The sequence below is a fragment of the Streptomyces sp. NPDC020742 genome (assembly GCF_040641675.1).
Classification (GTDB): Bacteria; Actinomycetota; Actinomycetes; order Streptomycetales; family Streptomycetaceae; genus Streptomyces.
The window spans coordinates 15223-33685 of record NZ_JBFAEA010000006.1; the positions used below are offsets into that span (position 1 = coordinate 15223).

6 protein-coding genes are annotated in these 18463 nt (G+C 74.3%); 1 reads left to right on the forward strand and 5 read right to left on the reverse strand.

Features of this window, described 5'->3' with window-relative positions; all coding sequences use genetic code 11:
• Positions 1 to 345 precede the first annotated feature (345 nt).
• On the forward strand, positions 346 to 1092 hold the full coding sequence (locus tag AB0G84_RS13305; protein ID WP_361319921.1) for an AfsR/SARP family transcriptional regulator: 747 nt from the start codon (positions 346 to 348) through the stop codon (positions 1090 to 1092).
• An 82-nt stretch (positions 1093 to 1174) separates the two neighbouring features.
• Here the strand turns inward: AB0G84_RS13305 and AB0G84_RS13310 are convergent, their stop codons facing one another.
• The 5 genes from AB0G84_RS13310 to AB0G84_RS13330 are packed head-to-tail and all read right to left on the reverse strand — an operon-like array spanning position 1175 to position 18345.
• Positions 1175 to 1993 (reverse strand): ABC transporter permease, encoded by an 819-nt coding sequence (locus tag AB0G84_RS13310; RefSeq protein ID WP_361319297.1) that lies wholly within the window; start codon positions 1991 to 1993, stop codon positions 1175 to 1177.
• Complete coding sequence (locus AB0G84_RS13315) at positions 1986 to 2951, reverse strand: ATP-binding cassette domain-containing protein (RefSeq protein WP_361319299.1); 966 nt, start codon at positions 2949 to 2951, stop codon at positions 1986 to 1988. Before AB0G84_RS13315 ends, AB0G84_RS13310 begins: the two co-directional genes overlap by 8 nt.
• Positions 2952 to 2956: 5 nt before the next feature.
• Positions 2957 to 3166 (reverse strand): MbtH family protein, encoded by a 210-nt coding sequence (locus AB0G84_RS13320; protein WP_361319301.1) that lies wholly within the window; start codon positions 3164 to 3166, stop codon positions 2957 to 2959.
• Between the two features lie 54 nt (positions 3167 to 3220).
• Complete coding sequence (locus AB0G84_RS13325; RefSeq protein WP_361319303.1) at positions 3221 to 10378, reverse strand: amino acid adenylation domain-containing protein; 7158 nt, start codon at positions 10376 to 10378, stop codon at positions 3221 to 3223.
• Positions 10379 to 10437: 59 nt separating this feature from the next.
• The gene (locus AB0G84_RS13330; protein WP_361319305.1) at positions 10438 to 18345 is read right to left on the reverse strand and encodes an amino acid adenylation domain-containing protein; all 7908 of its coding nucleotides are present in this window, start codon (positions 18343 to 18345) and stop codon (positions 10438 to 10440) included.
• Positions 18346 to 18463 lie beyond the last annotated feature (118 nt).

Sequence of the window (18463 nt, forward strand, 5' to 3'; positions counted from 1 at the left end):
GCGGCACCGGGAATCGACTCGGGACAATGCGCGGCGAGACCGGGTCAAGTTGGTTTCGAGTTCAAGAGTTTGTTGCTTTTCTTTCGTTATCGTTCCTTTATGCCTTGACAGGTGTCACGAAGAGAGGGAAGATGTCAATGGTCTATGCATAGACTTCTGAGAGAGTGTCAAAAACATACTGCGTACGTAGCGTTTGCATCCGCGACGGCAGTCATGACCCAGGGGGTGGGGCGCTGTCGATGTGCTTCTTTCCCTGTAAAGGGCTGGAACCCAGTCGCCGGTAGATGCGGCTACGAGCACCAGCGGGGATGAGGAAGACCGGTGCAGATCAATGTTCTTGGTCCTATGGGCGTCGAACACGGGGGAAAGACTTACCGGATCCGAGCGAAGAAAGTTCGCACACTGTTAGCCGTACTGGCGCTCAATGCCGGACGGACGGTTTCCTGGGACACACTCGTCGGTGAGTTATGGCCCGACAAGGACCTGGCGAACAGCAGAAACGCGTTGCACGCCAATGCGGCCCGATTGAGAAAGCTGCTGGAGAGCTGGGAGCTGGGCGGGCACCCCAGCGAACTGGTGGTCACGGCGAATAACAGCTATCTGCTGAATCTTCCGCAGGACGCCACGGACGCCACGCGGTTCCTGCAACTGGCGGGCCGTGGTGCGGAGCTGCTGCGTACCGACCCCCAGCGCGCCGGCGAGGTGCTGAACGAAGCGCTGCGGCTCTGGCGCGGACCCGCGCTACTGGACGCCGGCGACGGGGTGCTCTGTCGCTCGACCGCCGCGCAGCTGGAGGAGCGGCTGATGACGCTCCGCGAGGACCTGGTGGTGGTCAAGCTGGACACCGGGGGTGAGCGCGAAGCGATCGCGGACCTCCAGGAACTGGTGGTGGCCCATCCGGGACGCGAGCGGTTCAGCGAGCAGCTGATGATCGCGCTGTACCGCTGCGGGCGGCAGAGCGAGGCCCTCGACACCTACCAGCGCACCCGTGCCTGGCTCCGGAGCGAACTCGGCCTGGACGTCGGGCGGTCGCTGCGCGAGCTGTACCAGTCGGTCCTCGCCCAGGACCCGGTGCTGGACGCCCGGGCGTAACGCCTCACCACCCGGACCTCGGTCAGCGGCGCGGTGCTCAACAGGGTCTGTACGAGGCCCTGTTGAGCACCGCTTCGTCGTGTTAGGCGGTGCGGTAGGCGCGCAGGCTCAAGGGGACGCACACGGCCAGCAGCGCCGCGAGCGTGCCGGCCGTGACCAGCACCGGGTGGGTGGCAGCGAAGCCCGTTCCGGCGACCACCGGGTTCCCCCACAGCTGCCGGCAGGCGGTGACCACCGAGCTGACCGGGTTCCACTCGGCCAGCGGCCGGATCCACGAGGGCAGGCCCTGGACCGAGAAGAAGGCGTTGGACAGGAACGAGAACGCCACCAGCACGATCGCGCCCACCGAGTCGATGGTCTCCGGGGAGCGCAGGAGCAGGCCGATCAGCACGCCCACCCACAACATGGTGTAGATGAACGCCAGGATCAGGGCGAAGCCGCCCGCCACCGACAGCGGGTCCGCGTGCGGGCGCCAGCCGACGGCCAGGCCGACCAGCATCACCACGGCCAGGCCGAGGGCGGAGACGATCAGGTCGGAGAGGGTCTGCCCGGCCAGCACCGCCGCGCGGGAGATGGGCAGCGAGCGGAAGCGGTCCACCAGCCCGCCCCGCATGTCCATGGCCACGCCGATGGCGGTGGGCCCGATGCCGGCCAGCCCCACCTGCACGGCCACCCCGGCCATCAGGTACTCCTGGTAATTGCCGCTGCCGGGCACCGAGATGGAGTTGCGGAAGAGGTAGCCCACCGCGATCAGCAGCACCAACGGGTTCATCACGATGCCGAGGAACTTCCCCGGTGCCCGCCGCAGATGGAGCAGGCGCCGCCCGGCCAGGGCGGCCGTGTCGGCCAGGCCGGCGAACATCCCGCCGGGCGGCGCGGTTGCCACGCCGAGTTCACTCATGGACAGCAGCCTTCGGCTCGTTGCGCTCGGTCAGTTGGAAGAACACGTCGTCGAGGGTGGGGCGCCGCAGCTCGAAGTCGGTGACCTCGATACCGGCGGAGCGCAGCGCGCCGGCGACGGCGGCGACGCTCTCCAGGCCCGCGTCGAGCTGGACGGTCAGGCGCTGGGCCGCGGGCTCCACCACCGGCTCCACAGCGGTCAGCCCGGCCAGGGCGGACACCGCGGCCGGGAGGTGGTCGGGGCGCGCGACGGCCACCTGGAGGTGGTCGGTGCCGACCGTCCGCTTGAGCTCGGCCGGGGTGCCCGCGGCGATCACCCGGCCACTGTCGATCACCACGATCTGGTCGGCGAGCTGGTCCGCCTCCTCCAGGTACTGCGTGGTCAGCAGGACGGTGATGCCCTCGTCGACGAGTTCGCGCACCACCTTCCACAGCACCGTGCGGCTGGTGGGATCGAGCCCGGTGGTCGGCTCGTCCAGGAAGAGCACCCCCGGCCTGGCGATCATGCAGGTGGCGAGGTCGAGCCGGCGGCGCATACCGCCGGAGTACGTGCCCACCGGCCGGTCGGCCGCGGGCTCCAGCTCGAACCGCGCCAGCAGCTCGTCCGCGCGCCGCCGCGCCCCCCGCCGGCCCTGCCGCAGCAGGCGGCCCAGCAGGACCAGGTTCTCGCGCCCGGTGAGCAGTTCGTCCACGGCCGCGTACTGCCCGGCCAGGCCGATCCGCCGGCGCACCTCCCGGCTCTGGCGCACCACGTCGTACCCGGCGACGGTGGCGTGCCCGGAGTCCGGTGCCAGCAGTGTCGACAGGACCCGTACGGTCGTGGTCTTGCCCGCCCCGTTGGGGCCCAGCACCCCCAGCACCGAGCCCGCGGCCACCGACAGGTCGACCCCGCGGAGCGCGTGGTGGCCCTTGTAGCGCTTGTGCAGCCCTTCCGCGTAGACCGCGGCGTCCGACCCCATCGCCGTCAGCTGCCGGAGCGGGCGGCCAGGCTCTTCGGCCGCATGTCGGTCCAGTCGCGCTCGACGGCGGCCAGCGCCTCGGCGCGCGGGCGCGCTTCGAGGGTCACCGTCCAGCCCGCCGGCACCTCCGCGAAGGTGGGCCAGATGCTGTGCTGGCCCTCGGCGTTGACCAGGACGTGGAAGGTGCCCTCTTCGTTGTCGAACGGGTTGGCCATGGGAGTTCTCCTTGTGATCGGTGGGGTCGGGTCCGGGGTGCGGCGGTCGGCGGGTCAGCCGTGCAGGCGGTCCAGTTCGACGGCGACGGCGCGGCCGATGGCGGCCTGCGGCCCGGAATGCATCATGAATTCGTGGCCGCAGGGCACCGTGTGGACGCGGGGCTCACGCTCGGTGTGCCCCGCCCACCGGCCCGGTCGCGCGGCGCGCTCCGCCGGGGTCAGGCCGAGGTCCGCGACGAACAGCTGCATGGGGGCCTTGATGTGGCCGGGCGTGTGCTCCCGCACCAGGCGGACGTGGTTGCGCATCACGTCCACGAGCCGGGCGAGGTCCATGTCGCCCAGCGGACTGTCGGCGCGGCGCAGCGCGGCGCGCACCGTGTCGACCGTCGGCTCGGCCGGGTCGTCCCCCCGCGCAAGGCCGCAGTACTCGAGTACGGCGGTCAGCAGCATGGCGTCGGTGGGCACCTCGTCGGCGGGGTCGGCGGGGTAGCTGTCCAGGTTGGCGAGCAGGGCCACCTCCTCGCCCGCGCGCTCCAGTTGGACGGTCATCTCGTGCGCGACCACCCCGCCGAAGGACCACCCGAGCAGGTGGTAGGGCCCGGTCGGCTGGATCTCCTTGAGCCGCTCGACGTACTCGGCCGCGACCTGCCCGATGCTCTCCGGCAGCGGTGCCGTGCCGGTGAGGGCCGACGACTGGAGCCCATGGACCGGGTGGCGGTCGCCGAGGTGCGCGGCCAGGCCCAGGTAGGGCAGGGCGAAGCCCATACCGCCGTGGACGCAGAACAGCGGCGGACGGTCGCCGGTGGTGCGCAGCGGGAGGACCGGGCCGAACGGATCGAGCGGCGCGGCGCCCTCGGCGGGTTCGTCCAGGCGCTGCCGCACCCGGTCCAGGAACGTCGTCCCCGCCGCCCGGTCGGCGTGCTCCAGGGCCGTGGCCAGGGCCTCGACGGTCTTGTGCCGGAAGACGTCGGACAGCGCGAGGTCGAGCCCCGCCTTCCGGGCCCGGCCGACGACCTGTACGGAGCGGATGCTGTCGCCGCCCAGCGCGAAGAAGTCCGCCTCGGCGCCGACCCGGGGCAGGCCCAGGACCTCGGCGAACACCTGGCACAGCAGCGTCTCGTGCGCCGTGCGCGGGTCCCGGCCGTGGGCGGCCGGCGCGGCCGGGTCCGGCGCGGGCAGGGCCCTGCGGTCCACCTTGCCGTTGGGGGTCAGGGGCAGCGCGTCCAGCGCCACGAAGGCGGCGGGCACCATGTAGTCGGGCAGCAGCCCGGACAGGTGCTCGCGCAGGGCCGCGACGGGCACTGGCCCCTCCTCCGGCACCACGTACGCGGTCAGCCGGCGGTCACCGGGCCGGTCCTCCCGTACGGCGGCGACCGCCTGGGCGATGCCCGGGTGGGCGGTCAGCGCGCTCTCGATCTCGCCGAGTTCGATGCGGAAGCCCCGCAGCTTGACCTGGTGGTCGACCCGGCCGACGTAAGCGAGCCGGCCGTCCGCGGTCCAGCGCGCCAGGTCTCCGGTGCGGTACATCCGCGCGCCCGCCGGACCGAACGGGTCGGCGGTGAACCGCTCCGCGGTGAGACCGGGTCGACCCAGGTAACCGCGGGCCAACTGCGCGCCGGCCAGGTACAGTTCGCCGGTCACACCGGGAGCCACCGGCTGCAGCCGGGCGTCCAGGACGTACGCCCGGGTGTTGTGCAGCGGCCGGCCGATGGGCGGCCGGCCCTCGCCGGTCAGCGGATCGCTCGCGGTGGCGCAGACGGTGGACTCGGTCGGCCCGTAGCAGTTGTACAGGGCGCGGCCGGCCGACCAGCGGGCCGCGACCTCGGCGGGCAGCGCCTCGCCCGCGGTGATCAGGGTCAGGGTGCCCGGCAGGTCGATGTCCTCCGGGAAGGCGGCCAGCACGACCGGCGGCAGCACGGCGAGGTTCACGCCGTGCCGCACGATCAGGTCGGCCAGCGGCTCGCCGGGCCCGCGGCTCTCCGGGGTGGCCAGGACGAGGGTGCCGCCCGACAGCAGCCCCATCGCCAGCTCGGCACAGGCCGCGTCGAAGCTGGGCGAGGCGAACTGCAGGACCCGGGAGTACGGGCCGAGCGAGAAGCGGCGCACGTGGTCGGCGGCGAGGGCGGCGACCCCGGCGTGCTCGACCAGCACCCCCTTGGGGCGGCCGGTGGAACCCGAGGTGTAGATGACGTAGGCGGCGTCGCGGCGGGTGAGCGGGCGGGTGCGCTCGCCGTCGGTCAGGTTGGTCTCCGGGTGGCCGGCGGCGATCCGGGCGCCGGGCGCCGTACCGTCGCCGAGCTCGATCACCTGGGCGTCGGAGCCCCGCAGCAGGCCCGCGGTGCCCGGTGCGGCCAGGACGCAGACCGGCGCGGCGTCGCCCACCATGTACGCGAGGCGGTCGGCCGGGTAGTCCGGGTCGAGCGGGAGGTAGGCGGCGCCGGACTTCAGCACGGCCAGGATCGCGACGATCATGTCCACCGACCGCGGCAGCATCAGGCCGACGATCCGGCCGGGGCCGGCGCCGTGCCCGGCCAGCAGCCGGGCCAGCCGGTTGGCGCGGGCGTTGAGCTCCCGGTACGACAGCGACTCCTCGCCCAGGACGACCGCCTCGTGGTCCGGCCGGCGGGCGGCGTGCTCCTCGAAGATGCGGTCCACGGTCAGCTCCGGGACCGCGGCGGTGGCGCCGTTCCACTCGGTGAGCACGCGCCGGCGCTCCTCGTCGCCGAGCACCTCGATGCCGCTCAGCGGCGTCTTGGGTGCGGCGGCCACGGCCGTCAGGACGCGGGCGAAGCGGCCGGTGAGCTGCCGGACCGTCTCCGGCCGGAAGAGCTGGGTGCGGTACTCGACGACCAGGTCGATGCCGCCGAACTCCCCCTCGGCGCCGCCGGAGCGCTCGGTGAGCTGGAACGCCAGGTCGAACTTGGCGGAGGCGCTGCCGACCGGCTCCACCTCGGCCGAGAGACCGGGCAGCGCGAGCCGGGCGTCCGCGGTGTTCTGGAACGCCAGCATGACCTGGAAGAGCGGCTGCCGGGCCAGCGAGCGGACCGGGTTGCAGACCTCGACCAGCCGCTCGAAGGGCAGGTCCTGGTTCTCGTACGCGGCCAGGTCCGTCTCCCGCACCCGGCGCAGCAGTTCGGCGAAGGTGGGGTCGCCGGAGGTGTCGGTGCGCAGGACCAGGGTGTTGGTGAAGAAGCCCACCAGGTCGTCCAGCGCCTCGTCGGTGCGGCCCGCGATCGGGCTGCCGAGCGGGATGTCCTCGCCCGCCCCCATCCGCGTCAGCAGGGTGGCCAGCGCGGCCTGGACCACCATGAACAGGCTCACGCCATGCGCGCGGGCCAGCTCCGCCAGCGCGCGGTGCAGGTCGGGCCCGATGACGGTGGTGTGCTCGGCGCCCTCGTGGCCGGCGACCGCCGGCCGGGCGAAGTCGGCGGGCAGCTCGATCTCCTCCGGCAGGCCCGCGAGCGCGGCCTTCCAGTGGGCGAGCTGGCGGGCGGCGGGGCTGTCCGGGTCCTCCTCGTCGCCGAGCACCGCACGCTGCCACAGCGCGTAGTCCGCGTACTGCACGGGGAGTTCGGACCACTGCGGCGGCCGGCCGTCCCGGCGCGCGGCGTAGGCCCGTGCGAGGTCGTCGGCGAGCGGCCGCAGCGACCAGCCGTCGCCCGCGATGTGATGCAGGACCAGGAGCAGCACCTGCTCGTCCGCGCCGAGGGTGAACAGCTCGGCGCGCAGCGGGATCTCCCGGGACAGGTCGAAGCCGCGCGCCGCGCCCGCGGCCAGCTCGGCGGGCAGCCGGTCCGCGTCGGTGACGCTCTCCCGCAGCGCGAACGCCGTCTCCGCGCGGGGCAGTACGTGCTGACGCGGTGCGCCGTCGTCGTCCGGGAAGACCGTGCGCAGGCTCTCGTGGCGGTCGAGGAGGTCGCCCAGCGCACTGCCGAGCGCCGCCTTGTCGAGCGCGCCGGTCAGGCGCAGGCCGAGGGAGATGTTGTACGTGCCGTGCGCGCCGTCCAGCCGGTTGAGGAACCACAGCCGCTGCTGCGCGAAGGACAGCGGTACGTCCTCGGGGCGGACACCGGAGCGCAGCGCGGGCCGGGCCGCGCCCGCGCGCGGCAGCCGTTCGGCCAGGCCGGCGGGGGTCGGGGCGTCGAACAGCGTCCGCACCGGGACCTCGGTGCCCAGGACGGTACGGATGCGGCTCACCACCCGGGCGGCGAGCAGCGAGTGGCCGCCGTGCGCGAAGAAGTCGTCCTCGGGTCCGAACCGCGGCAGGTCCAGCACCTCGGCGAACACCTGGCACAGGAGCTCCTCCTGCGGGGTGCGCACGGCCCGGTCGGTCTGCTGCGGGCGCAGCTCGGGGGCCGGCAGCGCCTTGCGGTCCACCTTGCCGTTCGCGGTGAGCGGCAGGGCGTCGAGGGTGACGAAGGCGGCCGGGACCATATACGCGGGCAGCAGCCCGGACAGGTGCGCCCGCAGGGCATCGGGGTCCGGGGCGGTGGCGTGCTCGGCGGGGGTCAGGTAGCCGACCAGCATCTGCTCGTCCGGCCGCGGCGCGTGCAGGGTCACCACGGCCTGGGCGACGTCCGGGTGACCGCCCAGCGCGTTCTCGATCTCGCCGAGCTCGATGCGGAACCCGCGGATCTTGACCTGGTGGTCGGAGCGGCCGACGTACTCCACCTGACCGTCGCCGCCGAGTCGGACCAGGTCGCCGGTGCGGTACATCCGCGCACCGGACGGGGAGGACGGGTCGGCGACGAACCGTTCGGCGGTGAGTCCGGGCCGGTTCAGGTAGCCGCGGGCGAGGCCGGCGCCGGCGATGTACAGCTCGCCGATGACGCCCGGCGCGACCGGCCGCAGCCAGTCGTCCAGGATGTGCAGGCGGGTGTTGGCCACCGGGCGGCCGATTGCGGGGGCGCCCGGCCGGATGCCGTCCAGGGCCGGGGCGGCGGTGGACCAGATGGTGGTCTCGGTCGGCCCGTACATATTGGTGATGCCCGCGGTGGCCTTGCGCAGCTCCTCGCCCAGCGGCTCGCTCAGCGCCTCGCCGCCGACGAAGCCCCGCACCCCGCCGAGCGCGTCGGGGGCGGCGGTGACCAGGGCCTGCCACAGGCTGGGCGTGGCCTGCAGGACGGTGGCACCGGTAGCGGTGAGCATCCGGCCCAGGGCGGCCGGGTCCCGTACCGTCTCCCGGTCGGCGAGGATCAGCCGCGCGCCGCCGGTCAGCGGGCAGAACAGCTCGGTGTTGGCGATGTCGAAGCCGAAGGTGGTGACGGCCAGCAGGCTCTCCCCGCGCCCGATGGCGTACCGCCGCTGGGTGTCCTCGACGATGTTGGCGAATCCGCCCCGGGTGACCACCACGCCCTTGGGGCGGCCGGTGGAGCCGGAGGTGAACAGGGTGTACGCGGTGTCGTCGGCGGTGAGCGGGCGCGCCCGGTCGGCGTCGGTGAGGTCGGTGCCGGGGAAGGCGGCGAGCAGCTCGTCGGTGCCGTCGTCGTCCAGCACCCAGCGCGCCGGCCCGCCGGCCGGCAGCGCACCGTCGGTGGCCCGGGTGGTGAGGGCCAGGACGGGCCGGGTGTCCTCCAGCACGACCGTGTTGCGCTCGGCCGGGTGGTCGGGGTCGACGGGCAGGTAGGCCGCGCCGGACTTGAGCACCGCCAGGGCCGCCACCACCAGGTCGGCGGAGCGGGGCAGGGCGATGGCGACGGTGCGTCCGGGGCCTGCGCCCCGTGCGACGAGGGCGCGCGCCAGGCGGTTGGCCCGGGTGTTCAGCCCGCGGTACGTCAGGGAGGTCACACCGCACACGACGGCGATGTCGTCCGGGAGTTCCCGCACGCGCTCCTCGATCGCCTCCGCCACCGGACGGGCCGGGGCCGTGACGGGACCGTCGGTGAACCGCCGGCCCCCCTCGTCCTGGAGGACGCCGATCCGGGCGAGCGGCCGGTCCGGGTCGGCGGCGACGGCCTCCAGGGCGCGCAGCAGGTGGCGCCCGAACCGCTCGGCGTCGGCGGCCTCGTACAGGTCCGGTGCATAGTCGAAGCGCAGGTCGAGGCGGCCGCCGGGGCCGGGCAGCACGGCCAGGGCCAGGGGGTAGTGGGTGACCGAGCGGATGGCGGCGTCGGCGACGCGCAGCCCCGGCAGCGCGGCGGCCAGCTCGTCCTCGTTCATCGGATAGCTCTGGAACAGCATCACGGTGTCGAAGAGTTCGCCGATGCCGGTCCCTCGCTGGATGTCGGCGAGCCCGACGTGCTCGTACGGCATCAGACCGGACTGCCGCTCCTGGACGTCGGCGAGCAGCGCGGCGACCGACTGGCCGGGGCGGGTCGTCACCCGTACCGGGACGGTGTTGGCGAACAGGCCCACCATGTTCTCGACGCCGGGGAGTTCGGCCGGCCGGCCGGCGGTGACGGTGCCGAAGACCACGTCCGTACGGCCGGTGAGGGCGCCCAGGACGAGTGCCCAGGCGCTCTGGAAGACGGTGTTGAGGGTGACGCCGAGGCCGCGGGCGCGGGTCGCCAGGTCCGCCGCCAGTCGCTCGGGCACCGGCAGGGTCAGCGAGTGCGGCAGCGCCGGGACGCGGTCGGCCGCGGGCGCCAGACGGGTGGGCTCGGCCAGCCCGGCGAGCGCGTCCTGCCACGCGGCCTGCGCGGCGTCGGCGTCCTGGGCGGCGAGCCAGGCCAGGTAGGAGCGGTACGGGGCGACCGTGGGCAGCCCGGCATCGGCCTCCCGGCCCCCGTGCGCGTACAGGGTGAACAGGTCCTGGATGAGCATCGGCAGCGACCAGCCGTCGGCCAGGCTGTGGTGCAGGGTCCACAGGAAGGTGTGCCGCTGCTCGGCCTGGCGCACCAGGACGAAGCGCATCAGCGGCGGCCGGGCGAGGTCGAAGCGGTGCCGCCGCTCCTCCTCGGCCACCTCGCGCAGCTGCCCGGCGTCGGCGCCCGGCAGCTCCCGCTCGCTCCACGGCAGCGCGACCTCGTGCGGCACGAGCTGTACGGGGTCACCGGTCGCCCGGCGGCGGAAGCAGGCCCGCAGGTTGGGGTGCCGGTTCAGCAGCGCGGTGCAGGCGGCGCGCAGCGCGCCGGCGTCCAGCTCTCCGTCGAGTTCGACGGAGAGCTGCAGCGAGTACGCGTCCGCGCTCTGCGGGTCGTACTCGGAGAGGAAGAGCAGACCCTTCTGCAAAGGCGTCAAGGGCAGCACATCGCTGATACCCGAACGCTTCATGGAGCCCTTCTCCTTGTCCTTCGCCGAGTTGACCGGGTTCCCGGGGTGCGTCGCGTTCACTAAAGGTCACCGAATTCCATGTCGAACGCGTCGAGTTCGTCCTCCGACAGCGCCACCAGCGGTGCGTCGGCGGCCACCGGCTGGTACGCGGGCGGCGCGGCCGGCGCCGTCCGGGCGGCGGCGGCGAGGGCGGCCGGGGTCTTGTGCAGGAAGACGTCGCGGGGGGTGAGGGTCAGGCCCGCCTTACGGGCGTGACCGACGACCTGGATGGAGCTGATGCTGTCGCCGCCCAGGGTGAAGAAGTCCGCGTCGGCGTCGACCCGGGAGAGGCCGAGGACGTCGGCGAAGGCGGCGCAGAGGGCCTCCTCGTCCGGCGTGCGCGGCGCCCGGCCCATCGGGGCGGCGGACGCCTCCGGGGCGATGAGGGCCTTGCGGTCGACCTTCCCGTTGGGGGTCAGCGGCAGCGCGTCGAGGGTGGTGAACTCGGTCGGGACCAGGTACGCCGGCAGCGCGCGCAGCAGGGCCTCGCGTACCTGCGCGGGCTGCGTGGTACCGACCAGGTGGCCGACCAGGCGCTTGCGGCCGGTGTCATCGGTGTGCACCTGGGCGGCGGCATCGACGATGCCCTCGACGCCGCGCAGCGCCGCCTCGATCTCGCCGAGTTCGATCCGCCGGCCACGGATCTTGACCTGGTGGTCCCGCCGCTCCAGGAACTCCAGTTGCCCGTCGGCGCGGTGGACCACGCGGTCGCCGGTGCGGTACATCCGCTCGCCGGCCGGGCCGAAGGGGTCGGCGGTGAAGGTGAAGGCGGTACGGACCGGGTCGCCCAGGTATCCGCGCCCCACACCGGTGCCCGCCACGTACAGTTCGCCGGGCACGCCGATCGGCACCGGGCGCAGGGCGTCGTCGAGCACGTACAGCCGCGTGTTGCGCACCACCCGCCCGATCGGCACCCGGGTGCCCAACTCGCTGTCGGCCGGCAGCACGGCGTGCGTGACGTCGTCCGAACACTCGGTGGGGCCATAGGCGTTGACCAGGGAGATCCCGGGGTAGCGGGCGAACCAGCGGCGGCAGACGTCGGCCGGCAGCGCCTCGCCGGTCACCACGAGGTGGCGCAGCTTGGGCAGGGACGGGAAGTGCCCGGTGGTCTCCCACGCGTCCAGGGCGGCGCGCAGCAGCGACGGCACGACCTCAAGCACGGTGATGCCCTCGCCCTGGGCGAGCTGGAACAGGGCATCGGGGTCCCCGGCGGTGGCCCGGTCCACGGTGCGGGTGGTGCCGCCGACGACCAGCGCGGCGAGCATCTGCCACACCGAGATGTCGAAGGTCACCGGGGCGTTGTGGACCACCACGTCGCTCTGCACCATGGCGAGGTCCTCGACCTTGGCCAGCAGGTGGTTGACCATGCCGCGCCGGTGCACCATCGCGCCCTTGGGGCGGCCGGTGGAGCCCGACGTGTAGATCACGTAGGCGAGGTCATCCTCCTCGCCCCGGACCGCGCCCGGCTCCTGCGGCCGCGGATCCCCGGCCGGTACCGGTGCGTCCAGCACCACCACCCGTACGCCGTCCCCGGCCGCCGCGGCGATCTCCTCGGCCTGCGCGGCCGACTCCGGGCCGGCCAGCAGGATGCGGGCCGCGCTGTCCGCCAACAGCCCCACCTGACGGGCCAGCGGCGCCTCCACGTCCAACGGCAGCCATGCGCCGCCCACACCCAGCACGCCCAGCACACCGGCCACGTACCGCACACCGGGCTCGCCCAGCACCGCGACCAACGAGCCCGTCTCCGCGCCGGCGCCGGCCAGCTGCCCGGCGATGCGGTCGGCCCACACCGCCAGCGCGCCGTACGAGACTTGGGTCTCGCCGTCCGTCACGGCCACCGCGTCCGGCTGCCTGGCGGCGTGCTCGCGCACCCGCTCCACCACGCCGGTGAAGCCACCGCCGCGCTCCGTCGCGTTCCACTCCACCAGCAGCCGCCGCGACTCCGCCTCGTCGACCAGTCCGAGCGCGGCCAACGGGCGGTCCGCGCCGGTGCGGACCGCGCCGAGCAGGTGCAGCAGACGGCTGCCGAGCCGTTCGACGGCGTCCTGGGTGAACAGGTCGGGCGCGTAGTCGAAGCGCAGGTCGAGGCGGCCGCCGGCGCCCGGCAGGACCGCCAGGCTCAGCGGGTAGTGACGGCCGTCGCGGGCCTCGGCCGCCAGCAGCCGCAGACCGGTGGCGGAGGCGCGCACGCTCTCCTCGTCCAGCGGGAAGTTCTCGAAGAGCAGGACCGTGTCGAAGAGGTCGCCGAGGCCGGCCCGGTTCTGGATCTCCGCCAGGCCGACGTGCTCGTGCACCACCAGCGCCGACTGCCGCTCCTGGATACCGGCCAGCAGGTCCCCGAGGGTCTCCTCGGGCCGGGTGCGCACCCGCACCGGCACCGTGTTGAGGAACAGGCCGATCATGCTCTCGACGCCCGGCACCTGCGCCGGGCGGCCGGAGGTCACCGCGCCGAAGACCACGTCGTCGCGACCGGTGAGCGAGCCCAGCAGCAGGGCCCAGCAGCCCTGGAAGACGGTGTTCAGGGTCAGCCCGCGCTCCCGCGCCCAGACCGCCAGGTCGGCCGCCAGGCGCTCGGGCACCGCCATGCCGACCGTGTCCGCGCGGACCGCGGCGCGCGGGGCGCCCTCCGGAGCGGCCAGCGTCGGCTCCTCGACGCCGTGCAGGGCCTCCTCCCACGCGGCGAGCGCCGCCTCGGAGTCCTGGGTCGCGAGCCAGGCGAGGTAGTCACGGTAGGGCGCGGTCTCGGCCGGCGCGCCGGCGTCGCCCCCGTACCGCGTGAACAGCTCGCGCACCAGCAGCGGCATGGACCAGCCGTCCACCAGGCTGTGGTGGATCGTCCACAGGAAGCGGTGCCGGTCCGGGCCGGTGCGCGCCAGGACGAAGCGCATCAGGGGCGCCGCGGCCGGGTCGGACAGGTCGAAGCGGAGGGCACGTTCCTCGTCGGCGAGGCGGGCGGCGGCCTCGGCCGTCTCTTCCGGGGACCGCCGTCCGGCGGTCAGGTCCGTCTCCCGCCACGGCACCGTCACCGCGTGCGGGATCAGCTGGACCGGGGCGCCGGTCGCGCGGTGGGAGAAGGACGCCCGCAGGTTGGGGTGCCGGTGCAGCAGCTCGGCACAGGCGGCGCGGAGCGCGGCGGCGTCCACCTCTCCGCCGAGTTCCAGGTCGAGCTGGAGGACATAGGGGTCCACGCCGTCCCGCTCGTACTCGGACAGGAACAGCAGGCCCTTCTGCAGCGGCGCCAGCGGCAGCACGTCCGCCAGCCCGGTGGGCGCCAACTGCCGCTCGTAGGAGTCGAGTTCCTCCTGCGACAGGGACACCAGCGGCAGGTCGGACGGCACCCGGCCGCCCGCGCCGGGCCGCGCGGCATGGGTCACCAGCAGCTCCAGGGCGCGGAACCACGTCCGGGCGATGTCCTGGGCGTCCTGGTCGGAGAGGATCTCCCCGGCCCAGAGCCAGTCCGCGACCAGGTGGGGGCCGTCGGGGCGGTCCTCGGTGACCGGGGTGACCTCCAGGACGTGCGGGAGCGGCATGTCGGGCGCGGCGGCGGTGCCGACCGCGGCCCCACTGCCGGCCAGCGACCAGTCGGCCGCACCGGCGGCACCGAACCGGCCCATGTAGTTGAAGCCGATCTGCGGGCGGGGGTGGCGGGCCAGCAGGGCGTTGGTCTGCGGGTTGAGGTACCGCAGCTGGCCGTAGCCGATGCCGTGGTCCGGGATGGCCCGCAGCTGCTCCTTGATCCGTTTGAAGGCGGCGCCGACCGCGTCACCGCCCGCCCAGACCTCGTCCCAGTCGAGTTCGCCGGGCGCCAGCCGCACCGGGAAGGCGCTGGTGAACCAGCCCACGGTGCGGGAGAGGTCGGTGTGCTCCACGACCTGTTCCCGGCCGTGCCCCTCAAGTTCGATCAGGGTGTCGGGGGAGCCGTCCGCGGCGGCGGTACGACGGCGCCAGTCGGCCACCGCCAGCGCGAGCCCGGTCAGCAGCACATCGTTGATCTCGGCGTGGAAGGCCGGGGCGACCTCGGTCAGCAGGGCGGTCGTCTGCGCGGTCGGCAGCACCAACCGCAGCCGGTGCGCGGTCGCGTAGGTGTCCCGCGCGGCGTCCAGGCCGCGCGGGCCGAGCAGCGGCTCGGGGCCGCTGGCCTGCGCGGTCCACAGCGGCAGCTCCGCGATCCGGGCGGCGGTGCGCGCGTCGTCGGACAGCAGCCGCGACCAGCTGCGGTACGAGGTGCCCACCGCGGCCAGCGCCGGGGTGCGGCCCGCCTCGACGGCCGACCAGGCCGCGGCGAGGTCGGGCAGCAGCACCCGCCAGGAGACACCGTCCACGGCGAGGTGGTGCACCATCAGCAGCAGCCGGCGGGGCTGCCCGGGACCGGCGTTCAGCAGGACGGCCTGGAGCAGGTCACCGGCGGTGGGGGCGAGGCGGCGCTGCGCGAGCGCGGCCTGGGCGACGACCACCTCGTCCTCGTCCGCGCCGGCCGGCACCTCGGCCTCGTGCACCGCGCCGGTCAGGTCGACCGTGCCCTGCGGCCGTACCTTCAGCGTCCACAGGCCTTCCACGGGCACGTCCAGCTGCATGCGCAGCGCGTCGTGCCGGTCGACGACCGCGTGCAGGGCGCGGGTCAGCCGCTCGGTGTCCACGTGGTCGGGGACCCGGACCACGACGTACTGGGCGAAGGAGCCGACCGGCCCGGCGACCGCGCCGCCGTCCTCCCTCAACTGGTGGGCGATCGGCATGATCTCCAGCTCGCCGACCCCGTCGTCCGCCCCGACGACCGTGGCCGCGTGGGGGGTCGCCGGTGCGGCGGCGGCGAGGGCGGCCGGGGTCTTGCGCAGGAAGATGTCGCGGGGGGTGAGCGTCAGGCCCGCCCTACGGGCGTGGCTGACGACCTGGATGGCGCTGATGCTGTCGCCGCCCAGGGCGAAGAAGTCGCCGTCGGCCGCGACCGACGGCAGGCTCAGCACCTCGGCGAACGCGGTGCACAGGATCTCCTCCTGCGGTGTGCGCGGCGCACGGTGCGCCGTGCTGGCGACCGCGTCGGGCACCGTGAGCGCCTTGCGGTCGACCTTGCCGTTCGGGGTGAGCGGCAGCGCGTCCAGGGCGACGAACTCGCCGGGGACCATGTACGCGGGCAGGACGCGCAGCAGGTCGGCCCGCACCTGCTCGGGGGCGGCCCGGCCCACCAGGTAGCCGACCAGGCGCTGGCGGCCGGTGGCAGCGTCGGTGTGCACCTGCGCCGCCCCGTCCGTCACGCCCTCGACGGCGCGCAGCGCCGCCTCGATCTCCCCCAGCTCGATCCGGCGGCCCCGGATCTTGACCTGGTGGTCCCGCCGCTCCAGGAACTCCAGCTGACCGTCCGGGCGGCGGACCACCCGGTCACCGGTCCGGTACATCCGCTCGCCCACCGCCCCGAACGGGTCCGCCACGAACGTCGCGGCGGTGCGCCCCGGGTCACCGAGGTAGCCGCGCCCGACGCCGGTGCCCGCCACATACAGCTCCCCCGCGACGCCCACCGGCACCTGCCGCAGGGCGTCGTCCAGCACGTACAGGCGGGTGTTGCGCACCACCCGGCCGATCGGCGTGCGCCGGCCCAGCTCGCTGTGCGCGTCGAGCACGGCGTGCGTGACGTCGTCCGAGCACTCGGTCGGGCCGTACGCGTTGACCAGCGGAATGCCCGGGTAGCGCGCGAACCAGCGGTGGCACACGTCCACCGGCAGCGCCTCGCCCGTCACCACCAGGTACCGCAGCGTCGGCAGCGACGGGAAGCCGCCGCCCGTCTCCCACGCGTCCAGCGCCGCGCGCAGCAGCGACGGCACGACCTCCAAGACCGTCACGTCCTCGTCGGCCGTCACCGCGAACAGCGCGTCCGGGTCGGCCGCCACCGTACGGTCCACCACGCGCGTCGCCCCGCCGGCCACCAGCGCGGCGAGCATCTGCCACACCGAGATGTCGAAGGTCACCGGGGCGTTGTGCACCAGCACATCGCCCTCGGCCATCGCCAGGTCCTCCACCTTGGCCAGCAGGTGATTGACCATGCCGCGCCGGTGCACCATCGCGCCCTTCGGGCGGCCCGTGGAACCGGAGGTGTAGATCACGTACGCGAGGTCGTCCTCGCCGCCGCGCACCGGGCCCAGGCCCTCGGGGCGGGTGCCCACGGCCGGGAAGGGCGCGTCGAGGAGGACGATCCGGACCTCGGATCCGGCCGCCGCCACGATCTCCTCGGCCCGCGCCCGCTCACCGGGCCCGGTGAGCAGGAAGCGGGCCCCGCTGTCCGCCAACAGCCCCCGCTGGCGAGCCAGCGGCGCGTCCACGTCCAGCGGCAGCCAGGCCGCGCCGGCGCCCAACACCCCGAGGACGCCCCCGACATACCGCGCGCCCGGCTCCCCGAGCACCGCCACCAGCGTCCCGACGCCGGCACCGGCCGCCGCCAGCCGCCCGGCGATCCCGTCGGCCCACACCGCCAGCGCCCCGTACGAGACCCGGTCCGCGCCGTCCGCCACGGCCAGCGCGTCCGGGCGGGCGGCGGCGTGCTCCCGCACCCGCTCCACCACGCCCGCGAAGCCGCCGCCGCGCTCGGCGTCGTGCCACTCCTGCGACAGCTGCCGCGACTCGGCCTCGGTGAGGACCCCGACGCCCGCCAGCGGACGGTCCGCGGCCGCGTGCGAGAGCGCGTCGAGGAACCCGGCGAACCGGTCGCGGTGGGCCTCGAGTTCGGCGGCGGAGTAGAGCGCGGGGTTGGCGTTGAGGTGGATCTCCACGTCGTCGTCGCCCGCCGAGTCGGAGACGGCGAACATGAAGTCGTTGACGATGCCGGTGGAGAGGTTGGTGAGGGTGACCGCGCACGGACCGAACGCGAGCTCCGGCTCGGGCGGCAGGACGTTGACGAAGGGGCCGAAGGGGCGCCGGTCGTCGACCCGCAGGCCCATGTCGCGGCGCACCCGGTCGCCCCGGTAGCGCTGGTGGTTCAGCGTCCGCAGCAGCGCATCGGCGACCGTGCGCAGCAGCTGGTCCGGCGTGCTGCCGGGCGCGAGGGCGACCCGCAGCGGCAGGTAGTTGGCGACCATGCCGGGCACCGAACGGCCGGCGGCGCTGGTGCGCCCGTTGACCGGCAGGGTCAGCAGGATCTCGTCGGCGCCGGTCATCCGCTGGGTGTACGCCGCGGCGGCGGCGATGACCAGCGTCGGCCAGGTCACCCGGGCCCGGCCGGCGGCGGCGCGCAGGCGCCGCACGACCGGCTGCGGCAGGGTCGTGCTGCGGCGCAGGAAGCCACGGGCCGGGGCCGGCTCGCGGTCGGAGAAGCTGACCGGCTCGGGGGCGTCGGCGTAGGTACGGGCCCAGTACGCCCGGTCCCGTTCGGCGCGGCGCGAGGCGGCGTAGGCGATCTCGTCGTCCACCAGCACCTTCAGCGGCGGCAGTTGGCCCTCCGCCGTCGGCCGGCCCTCGTGCAGGGCGGTGTAGAGGTCGGCCAGCCGCCGGTAGAACAGCGGGCGCACAAAGCTGTCGCTGACGATGTGGTGCGCGCACAGGTAGAGGAAGGCGCGGTCCGGCCCGAGGGTGAGCAGCGCGGCCCGCATCAGCGGGAAGGCCGTCACCTCGATCGGCCGGTCCAGGTCCCGGCTCATCCAGGCGTGGGCGGCGGCCTCGGGGTCCTCCACCCCGCTCAGGTCGACCGTGGTGTACGGCAGGGTCTCCAGGGGCTCGACCACCTGGCGGGGCTCGCCGTCCTCCTCGGTGAGGCGGACGCGGAAGCACTCGGCCTCGGCAACGGCCAGGCCCAGCGCCGTTTCCAGGCGGGCGGCGTCCAGCGGGCCGCGGACGTCGAAGTAGTCGGCCATGTTGTAGGCGAGGTCGCCATCGGCGAACTGCTCGTCGAACCAGATCTCGGTCTGTGCCGCGGTGAGCGGCAGACCCGGCTCGATACGTGCACTCATGACGACAACCTCCTGGAGGTCCTGCGGGAAGGGTGGGTGTTCAGCGGGCCGCCGGCCCGGGGCTTAAGCGAGGAGCCGGGGCCGTGCGGTGGCGGTGACCGCCCGGTGCTCCGGGGAC

What these genes read in the sequence shown, in the direction of transcription:
- AB0G84_RS13305 (WP_361319921.1), top strand. Translation starts at nt 346, where the DNA reads ATGGGCGTCGAACACGGGGGAAAGACTTACCGGATCCGAGCGAAGAAA.
- AB0G84_RS13310 (WP_361319297.1), bottom strand. Translation starts at nt 1,993, where the DNA reads ATGAGTGAACTCGGCGTGGCAACCGCGCCGCCCGGCGGGATGTTCGCC.
- AB0G84_RS13315 (WP_361319299.1), bottom strand. Translation starts at nt 2,951, where the DNA reads ATGGGGTCGGACGCCGCGGTCTACGCGGAAGGGCTGCACAAGCGCTAC.
- AB0G84_RS13320 (WP_361319301.1), bottom strand. Translation starts at nt 3,166, where the DNA reads ATGGCCAACCCGTTCGACAACGAAGAGGGCACCTTCCACGTCCTGGTC.
- AB0G84_RS13325 (WP_361319303.1), bottom strand. Translation starts at nt 10,378, where the DNA reads ATGAAGCGTTCGGGTATCAGCGATGTGCTGCCCTTGACGCCTTTGCAG.
- AB0G84_RS13330 (WP_361319305.1), bottom strand. Translation starts at nt 18,345, where the DNA reads ATGAGTGCACGTATCGAGCCGGGTCTGCCGCTCACCGCGGCACAGACC.